Below are 20559 nucleotides of genomic sequence, written 5' to 3' on the forward strand. Positions count from 1 at the left end.
CTGAGCTTTACCCTCTCTTTTATTCTCACTTTTTTTCTTTAATTTAAAATCTTGTCCAAATAGGGTATTTATTTGGGTTATTAATATTAATACAAGCATAAAGTTTTTCATATTCCATTTTTTTAAAGTTGCGCACAACTAGTATATATACCGATATAATATCGGTATATCCAACCATATTGGTCGATAAAGCCGAATTCTTATCGGTTTTATTTTATTAAAGATAATCAAAATTTTATATCGTCAAGTGGGTTGCCGAGTTCTCCAAGTTTCCGGTTCGAAACATACGTGTATATCTCGGTCGTTTTACTGCTCTTATGCCCAAGTAATTCCTGAATGTAACGAAGATCAACACCTTTTTCAAGCATATGAGTAGCATAACAATGGCGCAAAACATGTGGTGTGATACGTTTATTTATGCCTGCCCGTTTTGCACAACGTTTCACAATATTCTGTACACTCGATGGGGCATACGATTCACCGTTGTATCCATCCAGTAAAAGATGTTGAGGCAAATAACTTTTAATATATTGTTCCAACATCTCTTTAATGCTTCGGGGAATCGGTAAACGTCTGTCTTTGCTCCCTTTACCTTTACGAACCCAAAGCGTATTATTATTCATATTGATATCTGAAACCTTTAGCATTAATAATTCGTTCAACCTCAACCCACAACCGTAAAGTAACAACAAAATAAGGCGGTGTTTTGCATTATTAGTAGCGCCAATCAGTCGTTCGACCTCTTCTTTCGAAATTACTTTGGGAAGCTGACGGCCTTTTTTAGGCCTTGGTATATCAGCGTCCATCACGTTACGATGGTACATAATTTTATAGAACGATTTTAATGCACTTACCATCTGGTTTTGGTACGAAACGGAATATCCTTTGTATTGCCGGTGATCCAGAATATATTCCCGAATGTTTTCAATAGAAATTTTATCAGGTTCAGTATCGTGAAAATGATTCAAAAACTGGTTTATAAAACTCTGGTAAATTTCAATAGTTCGCCTGCTTTTATTTTGCAGCATTAACTGGTCAGTGTAATGCCTGGGAACCAGGTCATTTTCGGGCTTGGTTTTATACTGCTTAATGGCTGAAAGAGGATTATCGGTAGTCCTTTCTGTCACACTAAAGTTATTCTCTGGAAATATCAGACGCAGAGCCTCAAGGCTGTCTTCATTATCAGGAACGGACCATATTTTTGCTCCGGGATGATACCAAATTCCTTTTATATGTTTCAGTTTTTCTATCACATCTTCGTTGTAGAAAAATTTAATATAAATTACCCTGTCGCTGCTGTTGTGTTCAAGAGTAATATTCTCTTTTGCAGGCACAGGTGCCGGTGAGACTGTCTCGTGTTCCTTTTTGCGGTCATAGGTAATTTCAACTTCATCCTGAAGTTTGCTTTTAAAATCTTCAAAATTAAATACGGCCCTGGGAATATACCAACACTTATGAGTATTGGAGTAGGTGGCACCAACTGGTTTAAGCAGGGCCGCAACAATTGGGTCATAGCTGAACCGGATGAAAATAACCTGCTTTTCCCGGTGTATTCCACGTTCTAATTTTATGATAGGTTTGATCATTATTTATGGATTTTTCACTGCTTCGCCATCTCAGTTACATACGTATACTGACTATGTACTTCCGGAAATTGGATTGCTTCCGGAATTAAATTAAATAACGTTCATACTTCCTAAAGAATTTCAGGCAAAATCTTTTTTAAATATATATAAAATTAGATTACAGTCGCTCTGTTGAGGTTATTTGAGCCGCAATATGGAAAGAATTTAAATTAGGTTGCTCACAATATGTTAGCCGGAATTTTTCCAGGGAAAGACATGACGGTTTATTGAAAGAAGTATAGTGTGAGAGGGGAGGCGTGAACAGAATGAACTGGTACTGCTATCCTGGGTAAATCAGATAAATACAGTAACAGAATGTGAATCTAAAAAATAATGAGCGGGAAACGGTCCCGACACATCGGGAGGACCCGCGACCCCTCAGCAACCTACATTATTATTTTTAGAATGAACTTTAAGTATAGTGAGCGGGAAACGGTCCCGACACATCGGGAGGACCCGCGACCCTTCAGCAACCTACATAATTATTTTTAGAATGAACTTTAAGAATAATGAGCGGGAAACGGGATTCGGACCCGCGACCCTCAGCTTGGGAAGCTGATGCTCTACCCCTGAGCTACTCCCGCTAGTAATTCGAAATACGTATCAAAAGTAAGTAATCCCATTTATATAACAAAGAGGGAAATAAGTATTATTTAAGATAATGCCGGTATAGAATTAATTGAGCATTATGAGTGAAACGACATAAGGCACATTTTAATTCATAATCGGTATAAAATACGGATTAGTTATTATTAGCCTGAATGTTTTTTTCAATGCAAATTATAATCGCAGACAAAAATAGCGGCATTTACTTTAGTCATAAAACATTAAGGCACTATCGTTAATTTCAATTTTATGTGTGTTTACCAGTTTTATCATTTCGGCTCCTGCCAGTAATACCGGACCATAACCATGTGCAGCATACACATTAACTGGACGGTAATAATAAAAGGCCGGGTCAAAACCCATACCGGTGCCCACACAGGTTCCTTCAACCTGACCTTTTTCATTTACTTTAGTAGCAACGGCATTCCACCCAAGGCATACCATCGGGCCGTAAACCTTGGCATCCACATATCCGTTATTAATGGCTTTTGCAATGGCATATGTATAAATTGCTGTGGCTGATGTTTCAAGATAGGTGTCATTTCGGTCTATTAACTGGTGCCAGAAACCTTTACCTGACTGATATTTTGCCAGACCATAGATGTGAGAACGCAACAGATCCAGAACTTCGTCTCTGCCTTTGTAATCCTGAGGTAATACATCAAGCAGTTCAACTAGGGTCATTACTGCCCATCCATTGGCGCGTGCCCAGTGAAACTGAGGATGTTCATCCATTCCCTGGATCCAGCCGTGCATAAACAATCCTTTTTCGTTATTGAACATGCGTTTGGAAAACTGCAGGACCTGTTTCACGGCATCATCAAAATATTTCGTGTTACCGGAATATTTTCCCATCTGAGCCAAAGCAGGAACGCTCATGAACAGATCGTCCAGCCACAGCGAATTGGGTTGTGGCCTGTTACGGGCTAATGTCCCGTCTTTTAATCTGAACTGTTTCGTGCTGATGTAATCAATATAATTCTCAATCATCGGATCAAGGTTTCCTTTGTAACCATCGCGTTCAGCTTTAATCATGGCAGCACACATAGCACCCGCATCATCCAGTGCATGAGGATGCAGAACCGAAAACATGGCATAACGCTGACCCTGATTTTCTTTGTCGAGCTTTATAAACCACGGACGAATATCCTCTAAAAACTTAAAGCGTTGTTCGGTATATCCTGCATATTTAGGATCTCCCGTATTTTGTGTTGCCAGCAACATTCCGGCATATGTCACACCCCATTCATAGCTGATGAGCCTGAAGTCGCCCGGTTCAAAAATCGTATTAAGATTTATATCGTTGTGATCCGAAATTTCCTTTCCCGTTGTTTTATCCACCAACACTGTTGGTGTTGTGGCGCTCAGATAATCATACACACGGTCAAGCACGGTAACAATGTCTGCCTTTTCCGGTTTATGATACGGCGTTTCATAGTCTGGCTGCATCAGGTGAAGCGGAGTAGTGGAATCAGTTTGCCGCTTTTGAGCACTAACTGAAAGGTTTATAAGTAATAACCCTGTCAGGGATACGAATGCAGTTTTTATGTTCATATTATCAGATGTTTAATTGATTAATTCCTCGTGGCTTGCCACGGGATCTCCTTATTGTCTCCCCATTATTTTCAAGGTGGCTGTCAGTGAGGTAAAATATATCCTTTATTCTATCAATGAATGACATACAATAACTTTAGTTCTTCCTCTTAAATCTTATATCTTAAGTCTTACGTCTTGATTCTTATGTCTATTTCAACTCCACATATCCTCTCAGTTTACAATCCCTTAGCTCATATATCTGCTGTGCCAGAGTCAATGCATTAAGCTTAGCGCCGGCCTCATTGGTATGGGTATGATCCTTAGGGAAGTATTCGCTAACCATTTTGGGTCCCATTGTCTCATAAATTTCAGCAACGGCATTGTTAAGGTCAACAAAAAATGCGCCTTCATTTATGGCAGCTTCCTTGGCCCATTTTCCATATGTTTCATCAGCACGTTCCACCTTGCCATCGTGCCAGATGTTTCTCGGGATCTGCGAGATAATAATAACACTCACCCCTTTTTCTAAAGCTTCAGAAACATACTTTTCCATGTACCAACCGTACGTGTGTACAATTTCAATGATGCTGTCCCGCCTGGTAACCTGAACTACGGAGTCGCTCATTCCCTTTAGCGACCCTCTGAATTTTGGTTTGTCAAGGTTTCCGCCATCATTATGTCCAAACTGAATCAATAAAAAGTCACCCTTTTTAAGCTGATCCAGAACATTCTTCCACAATCCTTCGTACCGGTAGCTACGACTGCTTCGGCCACCTCTTGCCTTATTTATCACATTTACGCGGGTGGTGTCCATGTATGCATACAATTCACGTCCCCAGCCAACAATACTGTCATTTCCATTGGCTACGGTAGAATCACCAATGATCCAGACATTTCGTTTCACGGGAAATTTAATTACCGGATTGGCCAGTAAATAATCCTTCAGGCTGCAGTCTTCCAGTTCCTTTAAACCTTCTACAACTTGTGAGGCTGCCAGTACCGCACCCTGTGCGCTGGTATGTGTGTGATCGCGCTTAAAAAAGTAAAATCCGGTTACACTGTCTTGACCGATTTTATCCATGGCAAGCGCCATTTTTTTATTCAGATCCACAAAACATACTTCTTCAAAATCAGCAACTTCGCGTGCCCACTTTCCATAACTGTTATCGTTAAGAATAACCTTACCGTCCTTCCAGTCGTTTCTTGGAATAGGAGAGAAGACGATGGGTATAGCACCCTTGGCTTTGGCTTCTGTAATATATTGCCTGATGTACCAACCATAGGTATGTACTGTTTCGTGTTCGCCGGTCAGCATGTTATCAATTTCTTCTGTTTCTTCTCCTATCCCGTGAATGGTTCCTCTTGCTCTGAAATTATCATTCAACGGGCCATTATCGTTATGACCAAACTGCATCAGTACATAATCGCCAGGATTTAAACGATTCAGCACATTTTCCCAGAGTCCTTTTGTCCGGTAGGTACGGCTGCTGGTTCCTCCCAATGCATGGTTTTCAATGCTTACTTTGCTGGTATCAAAATACTGTACAATTGGATCCCCCCAGCCCCAAAGTCCACCTGAGCCGTCTCCCTGGCCGTTTTTAACCGTTGAATCACCTATAATGTAAACAGTAGGTTTTGGTACCTTTTCTTCTTCTTTTTTTGAATGGCATCCACTGAACAGAAATACCAGCAGAATGAATTTCAGAAATCTGGTCATTGCTAAATTTTTTGGTTCATCAATGTTCGGAACCATATCCGGTAAAATATTTTGTTTTACCCGTTGCCTGAAAACAAGATGGCGAATCTGATCCGATATATTGATTTGTTATTAATTGGTTTTTCTCAAAATCGTCATAAAAATAGTAAAAATAGAAATGTGTTGCGTGTATCGGGTACAGTTTAAAAAGAATTGTTACAAATTTTTTCCACAACACTTTTTGTATTTTTTCCCACTGTTACAGGGACATGGATCATTGCGGTGTAGCACTGTTTTTAGGACTTTTTTTTGATTTTTAAGATCCTGGTTGAATATTTCCTCCATCACATCGTACAGTTCCGGGTGTTTAGTGGAAAGCATGGCAGGATTCTCAAAGAAGTATTCACTGGCAACAGAAAGGAATTCTGCATTGTTGGTGGCACCGTACGGATGAACATCGGAACGGCCTTTGGTAATGGCATCTATCTCGCTGGCCATCAGATTAAACCACGGAAGAGCATATTGTTTTTCAAGAAGTAACTGAGGAATCCCGTCTGTGGTCCCGTCTGCTTTGTCTATCAGATGTACAAACTCGTGAATAGCCGTATTTCGTTTATCACTACTGTACAAAAAACCATTGCGAAGCGCTGTTTTCGACAGGATCATTTTCCCTTCCATAAAACCGGTTCCTACCATACCAAGTATATTGGTGTCCTTCCCCGAAATCTGAAACCCGTCGTTGAAGGACGATGGGTAAATTAACACTTCATTCAGGTTGTTGTACCGCCAGTTGGGGAATGAAAAAATAGGAATGGTGGCACTCGCAGCAACCAGAAGACGATCGGTCATGTCAATGGTGCAATCTACCGGAGTGATCCTGTAATTCAGCAGAAATTCAACCACTTTATATTCAAACCGGTCCTGATCGGCTTTGTCCAGCGACCGGTAATATTCAACATATTCCGTTAGTATTTTTCGCCACTGTTCAGGGAATGGTTTTTCAGGAAGCCTCCAGTTTCGGGTGTGAATATTTTTGTAAATAAAAAATAGTCCGATACTGGCCAGAATAGCAATTGCGAATACACTTAAATTCATTGGTATTATTTTTCAAAGGTCAGAAGTGCCCGCATTTTTGGCTCATCCCAGTTGGTTAATTGTTGGAGCTCCTTCATGATCTCTTTTCGTGCAACTTCCTTCATGTTATTCTGATCGGCCAGTGTTCTTACATGAACCTGAACAGCATTTGATTTTTCACTGACCAGGTAAATTTTTACATCATACTTTTGCGATTCACAGGCTTTCTGTATAGCTTTTTTTGCATTCTCAATGGCCTTTTGTACTTTCTCTTTCTCTTCTTCTGTTGCTTTTGAAGCCATGGTCCACATCTGGAAATAAGTTATCATAACACCGGGAACGTTATCAATGGCATCCTTGTAAGCACCTTTATATGCTTCTTCTTCGGTAGATGCTTTGGAAATGCCCATGCCCCAGATATATTTTGGGATCTTTTTTTCATCCATAAGGTTTACCTCCCTGTAAAAGTCCAGAAGCGATTGTTTTAAGTCGCTGCCATCCTTGCAAACAAAACCTTTTTTGCCATACATCACAGCTTCGGCACTTGCTTTCTTTTCAGCTTTTTTTAATCCGGAATCGGACAGTGTGAAGTTTTGCGTTATGCCGTTCAGGCAGAACAGTGCAAGTAAAATAGTTAATAGTGGTTTCATGGTAAATTTTTTGATGTGAGTAAAAATACAATTTTTTTGTTTTGAACCGAACGTAATGGGAAAAATCACATTTACAAACGTTATCAGGTCTTGCAATTGGGAGCGAATTATACTTATTTTGTTCAAAATTTTTACGGATGAACGCAAAAACAAAAGCTGCACGATACGAGCGGATGTACCTTCAGATTAAGGACCTGGTTGAACCGGTAAAAAATCCGGTGTCACGTATGGCAACCATAGCTGCGGTATTACATCATAAAATGGATTACTTTTTCTGGACAGGTTTTTATCTTCTGGATGGGGAACAGCTTCACGTTGGTCCTTACCAGGGACCGCTGGCCTGTTTGCGTTTAAAACAACATACCGGTGTCTGCTGGGCAGCCATCGACCGAAAAGAAACAGTTGTGGTTGGCAATGTGGAGGAATTTCCGGGGCACATTGCTTGCAGTAGTTTAAGTAATTCTGAAATTGTTGTGCCTTTGATAAACGGAGATACGGTTACCGGATGTCTGGATGTGGACAGTCGCGATCTGAATAGTTTTGATGAGACAGACAGGGAAGGGCTGGAAAAAATAATAGGGCTTATTTACGGTTGAAAGTCAGCGGATGAGTTTTACAAGACTTTTATACTCATCCGCTGACTAAAAATTATTCTTTTTTCTTCTTTTGAACCGAAAAACCAAACTTCCCGATCTCTTCACCTAAGCCATAATAATGACCGTGAACATATGAAATCGGTTTGGCTACCGACAGCTTAAATGCCCCTGTTTTTTGATTCAGGTATTCTTCATCGGCTATCACATTTACCACCTCAGCAATAAACATATGGTGTGTTCCCAAAGGAACAATATCTTTTACTTTACATTCAATGTTAATGGGCGATTCCTCAATAGTAGGTGCTTTTACCACAGATGCTTTCCCCATGGTTAAGCCCATTTCCTTAAACTTGTTATATTCCGAACCACTACGCACACCACACCAGTCGGTAGCTTTTGCTATGTCTTCTGTGGTCAGGTTGATCACAAATTCCATGTTTTTCACCAGGATCGGGTAGGAATACCGTTCGGGTCGAACCGAAATATAACACATGGGAGGATTGGTACAGATGGTACCTGTCCACGAAACGGTAATAATGTTATGTTCATCCGGGGTTGAGCCGCAGGTTACCATTACTGCAGGCAACGGATAAATCATTGTCCCCGGCTTCCAGTTAATTTTAGCCATAATTATACGTTGAGATGCAAATATATTGTTCGGAAAGAAAAAATCCTATTCTTCCATAATAAATCTGAGATTTTCCTGGTCTGTTATTTTTTCGCAGTAATGGCATCTCAGGTTGATATTTTTCTTGTCAGTAACATAAAAACGGGTTGTTATCTTCTGGTGATTCGTCACACAGGCCGGATTCATACACCGTACTGCACCGACAATTTCGTCAGGAACTTCCACAACTTTTTTGTCAGTTACATGGTAATCCTTAATAGTGTTAAGCTTTGCCTGAGGCGCAACCAGCGCAATCTTATTCACATCGTTATCCTTAAAATAATATTCCGATATTTTTATGATCCCTTTTTTACCCTGTTGCTTACTGTCAAGGTTAGTGCCGAAAGTAATCATGGTTTTTACCTTTTCAAGGCCAAGGATATTAATAACTTTAAACAGGTTCTGTGCCGGTATATGATCGATTACGGTTCCGTTCTGGAGCGCGCTTACGTTTAATTCTTTTTTTGCCATTGGAGTAATTTTTAATGATTATACAAGTCCAAGTGCATATGCTATGATTGCCATACGGGTGAAAACTCCATTTCTGGCCTGGTCAAAGTAATATGCTTTTTCACTGCTGTCCACATCTTCGTGAATCTCGTTTACGCGTGGCAATGGGTGCAGAACCCTTAGGTTGGGTTTGGTATTCTCCAGCATCTTGCGTCTCAGTACATATACGTTTTTTACCTTTTCGTATTCTATCGGATCATTAAACCGTTCCTGCTGAACTCTGGTTACATACAGAATGTCGGCTTCACTGATAATATCGGTGAACTCGGAATGTTCAAAATACCGGATGCCCTGTGTTGTACAGTAGTTCTTATATTCTTTAGGCATTCTGAGTTCGTCAGGAGCAATAAAATTAAAGATCGGGTTAAAGTGTGCCATGGCCATCAGAAGGGAATGAACCGTGCGCCCGTATTTGAGGTCACCCACCATAAAAATATTCAGGTTTTCGAGGGAACCCTGTGTTTTTTTTATGGAGTACAGATCGAGCAGGGTTTGTGACGGATGCTGGTTCGCTCCGTCTCCGGCATTGACCACAGGAACTGAAGCCTGTTCAGATGCAAACTTTGCACTGCCCTCCAACGGATGGCGCATCACGATCAGGTCAGCATAGTTACTCACCATCTTAACGGTGTCTTTCAGTGTTTCTCCTTTTGAGGTGCTCGACGATTTTGAATCGGAGAAACCGATGACTCTTCCTCCCAGCCGGTTGATAGCTGTTTCAAAACTCAGTCGTGTACGGGTAGAAGGTTCAAAAAACAAAGTGGCAATCACTTTCCCTTTTAACAGGTTCTGGTTGGGATTTTTCTCAAAATAAGCAGCCAGATCAACAATTCTCAGAATCTCCTCTTTGGAGTAATCCGTAATTGATACTAAACTTTTGTGTTCCATTTATCAGTGTGTTTTTCAGTTATCAAACAAAAAAAAACCAACATTACATTTTGTAACATTGGTTATCTGAAAATTTAGTTTGTTTTCGTTGTCAGAAAAATAAAACCTGTAACCTTTCGGAGACTTTCTGTGCCCGGATTTATATAGGAGGTTGCAGTTTGGAATTATTTTAGTCATCTTAAAGCTCAAAAATAGTATATTTACCTCGATTATGTAATCATATTGAGTGATTTTTTTCACACAGTTTTCAACAGGTTTTAATTAAAAAATATTTTAGAAAACCTTTTATACTGTGGATTGTTTTATACAAAAAACAGCAGTGTCAATGGCACAAATGAACAAGGACCCATTCAGTTATTTAGCTAGTAGTGAAATAGGATCAATTGATGCAATGTATCAGCAATACCTAAAAGATCCTGATAGTGTTGAAAAATCCTGGAAAGACTTTTTTAAAGGCTTCGATTTTGCGTTAAAGGCTTATAAAGATCCGGTAGCCGTAGAAGGTGATGCGCTTAGCGATCGGGAATTTAAAGTCATTAACCTCATTATGGCTTACCGTCAACGGGGACATCTTTATACGGAAACAAACCCTGTAAGAAAACGTCGTAAATATTTTCCAACCCTTGATATTGAAAACTTCGGATTGGTAGAGGACGATCTGGAAACTCCTTTTTATGCAGGAAACCAGATTGGTATAGGAACAGCTAAACTAAAAGATATTATTGCACATCTAAAGGCTACTTATTGTAAGTCAATAGGTGTGGAATATCTGTATATGCGACATCCGGAAGTAGTGGCATGGCTGGAGGAACGCATGGAAAAGTCTCAGAACGGGATCAATTTTACACCCCGGCAGAAAAAGGCTTTTTATAAACAGTTGATGCAGGCTGTGAATTTTGAACAGTTCATCCATAAGAAATTTATTGGAGAAAAACGGTTTTCTCTGGAAGGAACCGAAGGACTCATACCTGCAATTTTCGCCATAGGGTTTAAAGGCGTGGAAATGGGAGCTAAAGAATATACCATTGGGATGTCTCACCGGGGCCGTTTAAATGTACTGGCCAATATCCTTCAAAAACCACTGGAACATATTTTCCGCGAATTTGAAGGGGAAGAATATGAAGGACGCATTTCTTTGGGTGATGTAAAATACCATTTGGGGTATGGGCGTGAAGCACAGATCCATCATAAATATAAAACACTGGTAAACCTTGTTCCCAATCCTTCGCATCTGGAAGCGGTTCTCCCGGTATTAGAAGGATTAACCCGGTCAAAGATCAATAATAAACATGATGGTGATGTAGACAGTGTTGTCCCAATTGCTATTCATGGTGATGCTGCCATTGCAGGACAAGGCGTGGTTTACGAAACGGTTCAGATGGCACAGTTACCGGGGTATAAAACAGGTGGAACAGTGCATATTGTGATCAATAATCAGGTAGGTTTTACAACCGATTACCTCGAAGGACGCTCCAGTACGTATTGTACGGATGTAGCTAAAGTAACCCGTTCCCCGGTCTTCCATGTAAATGGGGACGACGTGGAAGCCATTGTTTATACGGCATTGCTGGCCACAGAATTTAGACAGAAATTTAATTCGGATGTATTCATTGATATATTATCCTACAGAAAGTACGGGCATAATGAAGGAGATGAACCAAGATTCACCCAGCCGTTGTTGTACAAGGAGATTGCAAGTCATCCGAACCCAAAAGAAATATACGGTCAGAAACTGATTGATGAAGGTATATGTACAGCCGAAGAGCTGCAACAAATGAACGACGAATATAACCAGATGCTGGAAGATAAGCTGGCGATCGCCCGCGAATCGAAAAAACTGGATATTCGTCAATTCATGCCACTCACCTGGCAAAATTTCAGGTATCCAGAAGAGGAAGACTTCTTTAAAGCGGTAAAAACTGCGGTCAGTAAAGATGATCTGGTTGAAATTGGAAACAGGATCAACCTGCTGCCCGATAATATCAATTTGTTCAGTAAAGCTGTTAAAATTGTAAACGACCGCAAAAGCATGGTCGAGAATGGCGTGTTCGATTGGGGTATGACAGAGCTTCTGACTTACGGAACACTTATTGAACAGGGCTTTGGCGTTCGTTTAAGCGGACAGGATTCAGTACGCGGTACATTCGCTCACCGCCATGCAGAACTAACAGTGGAGGGAAGTGAGCAGCGCTTTAAACTGCTTCAGAATGTTGGCAAGAAAGGAGGACGGTTCAGTGTGTATAATTCACCACTGAATGAATACGGAGTAATGGGATTTGAATACGGTTATGCCCTGGCTGATCCGAACACGCTGACCATCTGGGAAGCTCAGTTTGGTGATTTTTCCAATGTGGCTCAGGTTATAATTGACCAGTTTGTAAGTTCGGGTGAAGAGAAATGGGGCAATATGAACGGTTTGGTGTTACTGTTGCCACATGCATACGAGGGACAGGGGCCGGAGCATTCCAGCGCTCGTATTGAACGTTTTCTGGCACTGGCAGCACGTAACAATATGCAGATCATGAATTTCACATCTCCTGCCAACCTTTTTCATGCATTCCGACGTCAGATGTTGCGCGACTTCAGAGTTCCGATGGTAATCTTTACACCAAAAAGTCTGTTGCGCCATCCTAAAGCAGTTGCAATGTACGATGATTTAACGAATGGTGAGTTTCAGGAGGTGCTGGATTGTGATAATAATGAACCGGAATCCGTAACACGGGTAGTATTCTGTACCGGAAAGATTTATTATGATCTTCTGGAACGTAAAACTGATCTTGATGCAAAAAGGGTGGCCCTGATCAGGATTGAACAGCTACATCCGTTCCCTGCAGAAGCGATTAAAAAGATTATCAAAAAATATCCGAATGCCTTGTTGCATCTTTGGGTACAGGAAGAGCCGGAAAACATGGGTGCATGGTACTATATTCGTGAAAACCTGCGTGATGTACAGCTTATTCCTGTGGCACGTAGAAAAAGCGGTAGTCCGGCAACGGGTTTGAAAGGTTTACATAAGGTGGGGCAGAAGGAAATTATCGATAAGGTATTCCGCAAATGTACCTGTAAACTGAACAACGATTACTGTGCTCTGCAATGTGTGGAAGGCGCTTCGCGAAAAGAAATTTTAAAGCAGCATTATTTTCTGCACGATCAGTCAAAATTCTCAATATAAGAACCATAAATTATGATTTTAGAAATTAAAATACCTTCACCCGGGGAATCTATTACAGAAGTTGAACTGGCAACCTGGAACGTGAAAGATGGCGATCAGGTTAAAAAGGATCAGGAGTTGGCCGAAATAGAATCGGATAAGGCTACTTTGCCTTTACTTGCAGAAGAAGGCGGAAAGATCTCTATTCTGATTAAGGAAGGGGAAATGGCAAAACCGGGTGATATTGCCTGCAAAATTGATACTGAAGCGGAGGGTGCCGTTGCGGAAAAACCAAAAGCATCAGCTAAACCAGAAAAAGAAGAGAAAGTAGAGGTAAAGCCCAAAGAGGAAGTAAAGGATGAGAAGACACCTGAAAAAAAGGAGACGTCCAAACCGGTTTCTGGATCATCGTCTGAGCATGCAGATGTAAAAGTAACGCCGGTTGCCAAAGCCATGATGGATGAGGCTGGTGTTTCAGTAGATGATATTATCAGTGGTCTGAAACGCATTAGCAGCAGGGAAGTAAATATGGTTCTGAATGAGAAAAAAGCTCCCTTACCTTCCGGTAGTGTTGAATATGAGGAACGAAAGGAGGAGCATCAGCGGATGTCGCAACTGCGCAAAAAGTTGAGTAAACGTCTGGTAGCCGTAAAGAATGAAACAGCCATGCTGACTACTTTTAACGAAGTGGATATGCACCGGATCATTGACTTGAGAAAAACATATAACGAACAGTTTATTGAAAAATATGGCATAAAGCTGGGATTCATGTCATTCTTTACTAAAGCCGTGGCGAAGTCACTGAAACATTTTCCGATGGTGAATGCCCGGATAGATGAGGATCAGATTGTTATGCCTAATTATGCAGATGTAGCCATTGCTGTTTCCACGCCAAAAGGCTTAATGGTTCCTGTGGTGAGAGATGCGGACAAAAAGTCCATTCCTCAGATTGAGCAGGAAATTGGTGATCTGGCCAAAAAAGCCCGTGAGGCAAAGTTATCCATTGAAGAGATGACAGGTGGGACTTTTACCATCACTAATGGTGGTGTATTTGGATCATTGCTGTCCACACCGATAATTAATCCGCCGCAATCTGCTATTTTAGGGATGCATAACATTGTAGAGCGTCCGGTTGCAGAAAACGGTCAGGTAGTGATTCGTCCGATGATGTATGTGGCTTTATCCTACGATCACCGGATCATTGACGGAAAGGATTCTGTAAGCTTCCTGGTTAAACTGAAACAATACCTTGAAAATCCGGAAGGTTTGTTTATGGAAATCTGAGACACAAGACACAAGATTTAAGACATAAGATTTTAAATAGTATTAATGGAGACGTCCGATTGGGGCGTCTTTTTTGTGAAGGATGGTCAACGGGTGAATAATATGAGTAATGAAAGTAATCACCCGGTGACTAATTAGATTTTGGAGAGTGGGAGTCAGGCAAAAGTTCTGCGATAATCCGCGTAAAAGTTCTGCGAAAATCAGCGAGAAACAAAAGGAGTTCTCGCAGAGTACCGCAGATGAGACACGCAGAGTAACGCAGAAATTGTCTTGCTTTGGAATGGATTATATGCGAAATCCAAGCCTGGAATAATTAACCTGTTCATATGAATGTTCTGCGAAAATTCGCGTAAAATAATCTGCGAAAATCAGCGGGAAACAAAAAAGTTCTCGCAGAGTACCGCAGATGAAATCGCAGAGTCTCGCTGAAATAGTTTTGCTATGTATTGGATTGTATCCGAACCCCAAGTCTTTAATAATTAACCTGTTCATATAAAGGTTCTGCGAAAATCCGCGTAAAAGATCCGCGTAAATCAGCGAGAAACAAAAAGAGTTCTCGCAGAGTTACACAGAAATTAAAGATTATTTACAATACGAACAATTGAATTTTTTAGAGATAATGAGTTGAAGTTTATCAATAGCCCCAGCTTTTTACCCGATAATTTTAAGTAGGTCAGTAATTGTTTGTGATGAACATCCAGGAGACTTTCAACAGATTTAATCTCTACAATGACTTTCTCATTAACAAGTAAGTCTAATCTGAACCCTACGTCAAACTTTATTTCTTTGTATTTCATTGGAACTCCGACTTGTCTTTTTGTATTACAACCGGATTGTTCTAATTCATACTGAAGAGCCATTTCATATACACTTTCTAAAAGTCCAGGTCCCAAATCTTTGTGGATGGTAAAAGCAGCTCCTCTTATCAAATAAGAAATTTCATTTTCTGTCATTTTTTTTAGGTTTTGGTAATATGAACAAATTTACTTATAATCAGTCAATTGTCAAAATTGAAAGTCTGCATAAATCAACGTTTAATATCAGCGAAAATCAGCGAGAAATAAAAAGGAGTTCTCGCAGAGTACCGCAGATGAAACCGCAGAGTTACGCTGAAATAGTTTTGCTATGTATTGGATTGTATCCGAACCCCAAGTCTTTAATTATTAACCTGTACATATGAATGTTCTGCGAAAATTCGCGTAAAATAATCTGCGAAAATCAGCGAGAAACAAAAGGAGTTTTCGCAGAGTACCGCAGATAAAACACGCAGAGTCTCGCTGAAATAGTTTTGCTTTGTATTGGATTGTATCCAAACCCCAAGTCTTTAATAATTAACCTTTACATATGAATGTTCTGCGAAAATTCGTAAAATATTCCGCGCAAATCCGCGAGAAACAAAAAAGTTCTCGCAGAGTACCGCAGATGAAATCGCAGAGTCCCGCAGATGAAAATCGCAAAGTTTTGCAGACAAACACTAATCGTCAAAATACTGAACATCACTAATTATATTCGTTGCTATATATGTTGCAGAATATTGCACAAGGTATTGACTTTCTAAACATATTTTCATAACGTTGTACTTTCGGGCCCTAACCCAACATATTATTAATCACTAAATTACTAAACCATGAAAGCAATTCATTTACTATTAATTGTGTTATTGGCGTGTTCATCTGTAATGAATGCACAGTTTTTTCACGAGAGTTTTTTGACCTCAGACTTATACCAGGTTACCATGGGAGCTGAAGGAAATGATGGAAAGTCTGACTATTTTCAGCGCGTTACCAACGACAGCATTGATGTAAGTTACTCCGGAGCGGACAGTATCTTTTTCGCCTGTCAGGATATTGACGATGGAGGCTGGGATGGGAGTGCAAGTCCTTCTCAATTAACCTGGAGCCACATTGATATTAAAGATATGGTCAAAGTACGCTTTGAAGGCCTGTTTGCTGAAGTAATCCAGGATGGCGGAGAGATTGACAGGACAGACGGCATTGTCCTGCAGTATAAAATTGATGACAATGACTGGGAAAATCTGCTGGTTCTGGCTAATGACGGATCACAATACAATTCTTTAATGTATTGGGATACTGATTTTGATGCCATAGGGGATAGTACATGTATCTCTTCTGCGGAGGGAACGATGGTTAAACTGGAACAATCATTCTTTGTCTGGGGAGATTCGCTCGCGCTGAGAATCAGTGTAAATCTGAACAGTGGAAAAGAAGATGTGGCTTTTGATGAGTTTAAGCTGTTTGAAGAGACGGTATCAAATATCGGAAAACCATCACTAAAAAGGCCCGATTTCAGGTTGGTTGGCAGGCAATTATATCTTACGGGGAATGATATTAGAGACGTGAAAATTTATACCCTCAGCGGGAAACTGATAAAAGAATCAACCAACGACATAAATCCAATAACTGTTGACAATTTGACCAAAGGAGTTTATATTATCAGAATAACGTCAGAATCGGGTGTCATCTCATCAGGAAAGTTTTTTATCCGATAGATTAATTCAACCTTTTATTACCGGTTACTTAAAAGTATCCGGTAATAACTTGTGAGTTTAACTGACAGGAATTAAACAATTTACGAATCCTAGTGTTTTAGTTGCATGACCCGCTGGTATGCGACAATATTACTCTCCGTATTTTTGTTCCAGGTATTACTTCCTGTATTTCCCTGGATTGAATATTACATGAATCATAAGTATATTGTTGAAAACCTTTGTGAACAACGGGATCTGGAAGTTAATACCTGTAACGGATGTTGTCATCTTAAAAAGGAAATTAAAAAAGTTGCTCCCGAACCTGAAAAAACGGATAAGTCCACACCGGCTAACAGAATCAGCATTAAGCTTCGTTTTAACGATTACATTTCTGTGATAAAATGGACCAGACCTGATCAGCCGGCTGATGATTATGACTTTAATAAATCAAAGGATCTGTATTCTTACTTATATCCTTCCTCCTGTTTCCATCCTCCTGAAGCGATTATTTCATAGGCAGGATCAATTCGAAAGTTATAAGGTAAATATTGTTTCGATTTTTTATATGGTTAGTTAATCGATCTGCATAAACCGTCCCTCTTTTAAAAGGAGGGTGGTCCTGACAGTAGTGTCAGCAGGATCGGGAGATTTAAAAACAGAAAGATTTACCCACCATGTTCAAATCGTCCGTCCCATTGTATCGGGATATTTTCTAATAAGTAGGAGAAATCATTATTATAACTGATCCTGATTTTGTTCAGATTTTTTCTGAAACATGATAAGGTATGCTGTAGATGCATACTATAAATTTAATTGAAATAATCATAATATAATGAAATACAATGTTTTAAAATTATTTGGTGCATTGCTGTTGCCCACAGTGATGGTTTTATCTTCCTGTGAAAATAATGACATGGACCCAATCACCGAAACAGACATGATAACCATTGCCGAAGGCATAAGTAATTCTGGTGATTATGCTGTAAAAGTACTGGCAGAAGATTCTCTTTTTGAAGGCTATAACAACCTCTACATTTCACTGACTGAGGTTGGAATCGGATCTGTGGTAAATGATGCAGAACTGCAGTTTCATCCCCTGATGGATATGATGACCAAGGTACATGCTGCACCGGTTGAAAATCCGGTACAGGCTGAACAGGGAGGAATGTATAAAGGTGCTGTAGTTTTTATCATGCCGTCTACCGGTGATATGGGATGGTCGCTTAAGCTGACACTAAATGAAGCCGGTACAGCAGATACGGTAAACTTTCAGCTTCCTAAAGTAAGGGCACTGAGTGAGGTGCGTAAAATAATGGTCGTATCGGATATTGACAGTACCGTTTATTTTGTGTCTTTGGTATCACCGCTAAACCCGGAAGTTGGCATGAACGATATTGAGTTTTCTGTGCATTACAAGGAAAATATGATGAGTTTTCCGGCAGCCGATGATTTGTCCCTGGAGATTACACCGGAAATGCCTTCTATGGACCACGGTTCACCTAATAATGTTGATCCGCAGCGGACAGAAAAAGGCCACTATAAGGGAAAGGTAAACTTTACCATGACAGGTTGGTGGCGTGTAAATCTCAACATAAAAAAAGGCGGACAAGTGGTAAAGGATAATGCATATTTTGATATTACCTTTCAGTAAATAACACTGTCATGAACAGATATATAATGGTAGTTATGTACATTGTGGTTATGGCGAATATTAGTGGCCAGAATCCGGCGTACAGAACCAATGATACATTGTTAATCGATGAGGTAAGGATTTCAGCATTTCAGCCTGTAAGCGACAGGTTGATGCTGAATTTCTACAAGACTTCACAATTTTCGTCTATTGATGATATAACGGCACGGCTTGGAGGTGTCTCTCTCATCCGGCGGGGAGCATATGCTATGGAACCATTGATTCATGGTATGGGAGCAGGCCGGATAAATGTTACCATCGATGGCATGCACATGTTCGGCGCCTGCACCGATAAAATGGATCCGGTAACATCGTATATTGAGCCAGTTAATTTGTCCTCAATTCAGGTTTTATCCGGGTCAGAGGGTAACCGGATGGGCAGTACAGTTGGTGGTTCACTCAATTTAATTACGGAAGAACCTGTTCCGGGCGCGGGAGAATCATTCGGTGCAGAAGGCGGTCTTTCATATTCTGAAAATTCGGGAGGAATTGATGGGAACCTGGCATTCTATCTGAATCAGGACCGGTGGGCACTCTTGTTCAGCACCACCACAAGGAACCATTCCGAATATCGTGACGGAAACGGAAAAACAGTACCTTTTTCACAGTTTTCAAAAAAAAATCTGCATGGCGCATTGGCGTATCAGCTTACAGATAAACAACTGCTGCGGGCTGATGTAATATATGATGATGCCCGAAATGTAGGATACCCGGCGCTTCCAATGGATGTGTCGCAGGCTACAGGTCAGATTTACAGCCTGGATTACAAATTAGCCAATACAGGTAAGCTGGATTTGTTAAAAGTCAAGCTTTACGGGAATTCAGTATATCATCAGATGGATGATTCTCAGCGCGATTCGGTATTTTACCTTGAGACGGGCGATACCGTGGTAATGCGGATGGATATGCCAGGGTGGAGCAAAACGTTTGGTGCATATGCTGAAGCAGATTACCGGCTCGGTTCCAAGGGCCACTTATTTGTAAAGCTGGATAATTACCTGAATATGGCCAGGGCCGAGATGACCATGCATATGCGTAATTTCAGTTCGCCTGGTGAACCACCCATGTACGTGGAAACCTGGCCGGATATGCAGCGTTATGTATCGGGAGCATACGTTAGTTATACGCATGCTTTTGGCGATAAGCTGGAACTGTTTGCTGATGCCCGTTTGGATTACAGTTCAACCTCGGTGACATCATTAGCGGGACAAAGACAATTCACTGTATTCGGTTATGACATTTCACAACCGGACTCCAGACTTGTAAAGGGAGGAAATATTAACCTGAAACTAAGACCGGATAAGCATTGGATATTCCATGCCGGAGGTGGTTACAGTGAACGTATTCCTGATATAACAGAACTTTACGGATTTTATTTGTTCAATGCATACGACGGGTATGATTACATTGGAAATCCTGATCTGAAAAATGAATCGGCTCTTGATGCGATACTAAAGCTGAGTTATACGGCAGATAAATTTAAACTGAAAGGGGAGGCCGGTTTGCATTTTATTCAAAACTATATCATGGGAATAACCAATTCATCCATCCCCAAAATGAACCTTTATGCCAGTGGAACAAGAATGTATCAGAACATTGACGGAGCACTGATATCCGGTAATTCACTATATATGCAGTGGCTTCCTGCAAAATATTTTGGCATCGTATCAACATTCAGGTATACTTATGGCAGGTTGTCATCGGGTGAACCGGTCCCATTGATCGAACCTTTTAAAAACTACACCACTTTTTATGTACAGAAGGATCAGTTTTCATTTCAGGCAGAAAACGAGCTGGCAGCAGCGCAAAACCGGATCAATGCTGCATATGGTGAGACTAAATCACCAGGGTATGATTTGATAAATCTACGTCTGTTATACGAAACTTACCTGCAACTGACGGAGGTAGAGCTTGGTGCTGGAGTGAATAATTTGTTAAACAAAACGTACAAAACACATCTGGACTGGGGAAATGTGTACCGGCCGGGAAGATCATTCTATGTGAGTCTTCGGATCAAAATATGATTAAAAACATAACAATTATGTAATACGATTGATATTGTATATTAAAATTAATTGCATGATATTTAAAGTTCAGT

Annotated in this window: 16 protein-coding genes and 1 tRNA gene; 7 read left to right on the top strand and 10 right to left on the bottom strand. The window is 40.5% G+C overall.

The window, feature by feature from the left end; translation table 11 throughout:
• Positions 1 to 227: 227 nt before the first annotated feature.
• The 6 genes from xerA to ACE01N_RS18700 form a co-directional block, all read right to left on the bottom strand.
• Complete coding sequence (gene xerA / locus ACE01N_RS18675; protein ID WP_380592265.1) at positions 228 to 1586, bottom strand: site-specific tyrosine recombinase/integron integrase; 1359 nt, start codon at positions 1584 to 1586, stop codon at positions 228 to 230.
• Positions 1587 to 2137: 551 nt separating this feature from the next.
• A tRNA-Gly gene (locus tag ACE01N_RS18680) sits at positions 2138 to 2209 on the bottom strand.
• Between the two features lie 229 nt (positions 2210 to 2438).
• A complete protein-coding gene (locus tag ACE01N_RS18685) occupies positions 2439 to 3785 on the bottom strand; it encodes a glycoside hydrolase family 88/105 protein (protein ID WP_380592267.1) in 1347 nt (448 codons plus the stop codon).
• Positions 3786 to 3975: 190 nt separating this feature from the next.
• Positions 3976 to 5484: a rhamnogalacturonan acetylesterase gene (locus ACE01N_RS18690; protein ID WP_380592269.1), complete on the bottom strand. Its 1509-nt coding sequence runs from the start codon at positions 5482 to 5484 to the stop codon at positions 3976 to 3978.
• Between the two features lie 195 nt (positions 5485 to 5679).
• A complete protein-coding gene (locus ACE01N_RS18695; RefSeq protein ID WP_380592271.1) occupies positions 5680 to 6558 on the bottom strand; it encodes a M90 family metallopeptidase in 879 nt (292 codons plus the stop codon).
• A 5-nt stretch (positions 6559 to 6563) separates the two neighbouring features.
• A complete protein-coding gene (locus ACE01N_RS18700) occupies positions 6564 to 7187 on the bottom strand; it encodes a hypothetical protein (RefSeq protein ID WP_380592273.1) in 624 nt (207 codons plus the stop codon).
• A gap of 137 nt (positions 7188 to 7324) precedes the next feature.
• Between ACE01N_RS18700 and ACE01N_RS18705 the strand changes: the two genes are divergently transcribed.
• The gene (locus tag ACE01N_RS18705; protein WP_380592275.1) at positions 7325 to 7783 is read left to right on the top strand and encodes a GAF domain-containing protein; all 459 of its coding nucleotides are present in this window, start codon (positions 7325 to 7327) and stop codon (positions 7781 to 7783) included.
• Between the two features lie 52 nt (positions 7784 to 7835).
• Here ACE01N_RS18705 and ACE01N_RS18710 read toward each other — a convergent pair whose 3' ends face one another.
• From ACE01N_RS18710 to pyrB, 3 genes are read right to left on the bottom strand one after another with little or no spacing between them, the layout of a single operon-like run.
• Positions 7836 to 8411, bottom strand: coding sequence for a flavin reductase family protein (locus ACE01N_RS18710; RefSeq protein WP_380592277.1), 576 nt, complete (start codon positions 8409 to 8411; stop codon positions 7836 to 7838).
• Positions 8412 to 8456: 45 nt separating this feature from the next.
• The gene (gene pyrI / locus ACE01N_RS18715) at positions 8457 to 8921 is read right to left on the bottom strand and encodes an aspartate carbamoyltransferase regulatory subunit (RefSeq protein WP_375726301.1); all 465 of its coding nucleotides are present in this window, start codon (positions 8919 to 8921) and stop codon (positions 8457 to 8459) included.
• An 18-nt stretch (positions 8922 to 8939) separates the two neighbouring features.
• Complete coding sequence (pyrB, locus tag ACE01N_RS18720; protein WP_380592279.1) at positions 8940 to 9848, bottom strand: aspartate carbamoyltransferase; 909 nt, start codon at positions 9846 to 9848, stop codon at positions 8940 to 8942.
• 325 nt (positions 9849 to 10173) lie between these two features.
• Between pyrB and ACE01N_RS18725 the strand changes: the two genes are divergently transcribed.
• Entirely contained in the window at positions 10174 to 13020 is a 2847-nt protein-coding gene (locus tag ACE01N_RS18725; protein WP_380592281.1) for a 2-oxoglutarate dehydrogenase E1 component, read from the top strand.
• Between the two features lie 12 nt (positions 13021 to 13032).
• Positions 13033 to 14283 carry a 2-oxoglutarate dehydrogenase complex dihydrolipoyllysine-residue succinyltransferase gene (gene odhB, locus ACE01N_RS18730; protein WP_380592283.1) on the top strand — a complete coding sequence of 417 codons (1251 nt, stop codon included), beginning with the start codon at positions 13033 to 13035 and terminating at the stop codon, positions 14281 to 14283.
• A 575-nt stretch (positions 14284 to 14858) separates the two neighbouring features.
• Here the strand turns inward: odhB and ACE01N_RS18735 are convergent.
• Entirely contained in the window at positions 14859 to 15236 is a 378-nt protein-coding gene (locus tag ACE01N_RS18735) for a GxxExxY protein (protein ID WP_380592285.1), read from the bottom strand.
• A 674-nt stretch (positions 15237 to 15910) separates the two neighbouring features.
• Between ACE01N_RS18735 and ACE01N_RS18740 the strand changes: the two genes are divergently transcribed.
• The 4 genes from ACE01N_RS18740 (at position 15911) to ACE01N_RS18755 (ending at position 20485) form a co-directional block, all read left to right on the top strand.
• Positions 15911 to 16792, top strand: coding sequence for a T9SS type A sorting domain-containing protein (locus tag ACE01N_RS18740; protein WP_380592287.1), 882 nt, complete (start codon positions 15911 to 15913; stop codon positions 16790 to 16792).
• Positions 16793 to 16981: 189 nt separating this feature from the next.
• Positions 16982 to 17287, top strand: coding sequence for a hypothetical protein (locus tag ACE01N_RS18745; RefSeq protein WP_375726307.1), 306 nt, complete (start codon positions 16982 to 16984; stop codon positions 17285 to 17287).
• A 316-nt stretch (positions 17288 to 17603) separates the two neighbouring features.
• Positions 17604 to 18422 (top strand): FixH family protein, encoded by an 819-nt coding sequence (locus ACE01N_RS18750; protein ID WP_380592290.1) that lies wholly within the window; start codon positions 17604 to 17606, stop codon positions 18420 to 18422.
• Between the two features lie 11 nt (positions 18423 to 18433).
• The gene (locus ACE01N_RS18755; protein ID WP_380592292.1) at positions 18434 to 20485 is read left to right on the top strand and encodes a TonB-dependent receptor plug domain-containing protein; all 2052 of its coding nucleotides are present in this window, start codon (positions 18434 to 18436) and stop codon (positions 20483 to 20485) included.
• The last annotated feature ends 74 nt before the right edge of the window (positions 20486 to 20559 follow it).

Source organism: Quyinboa ferrireducens (genome assembly GCF_042436675.1).
In the GTDB taxonomy this organism is placed as follows: Bacteria; Bacteroidota; Bacteroidia; order Bacteroidales; family UBA5342; genus JBHJHP01.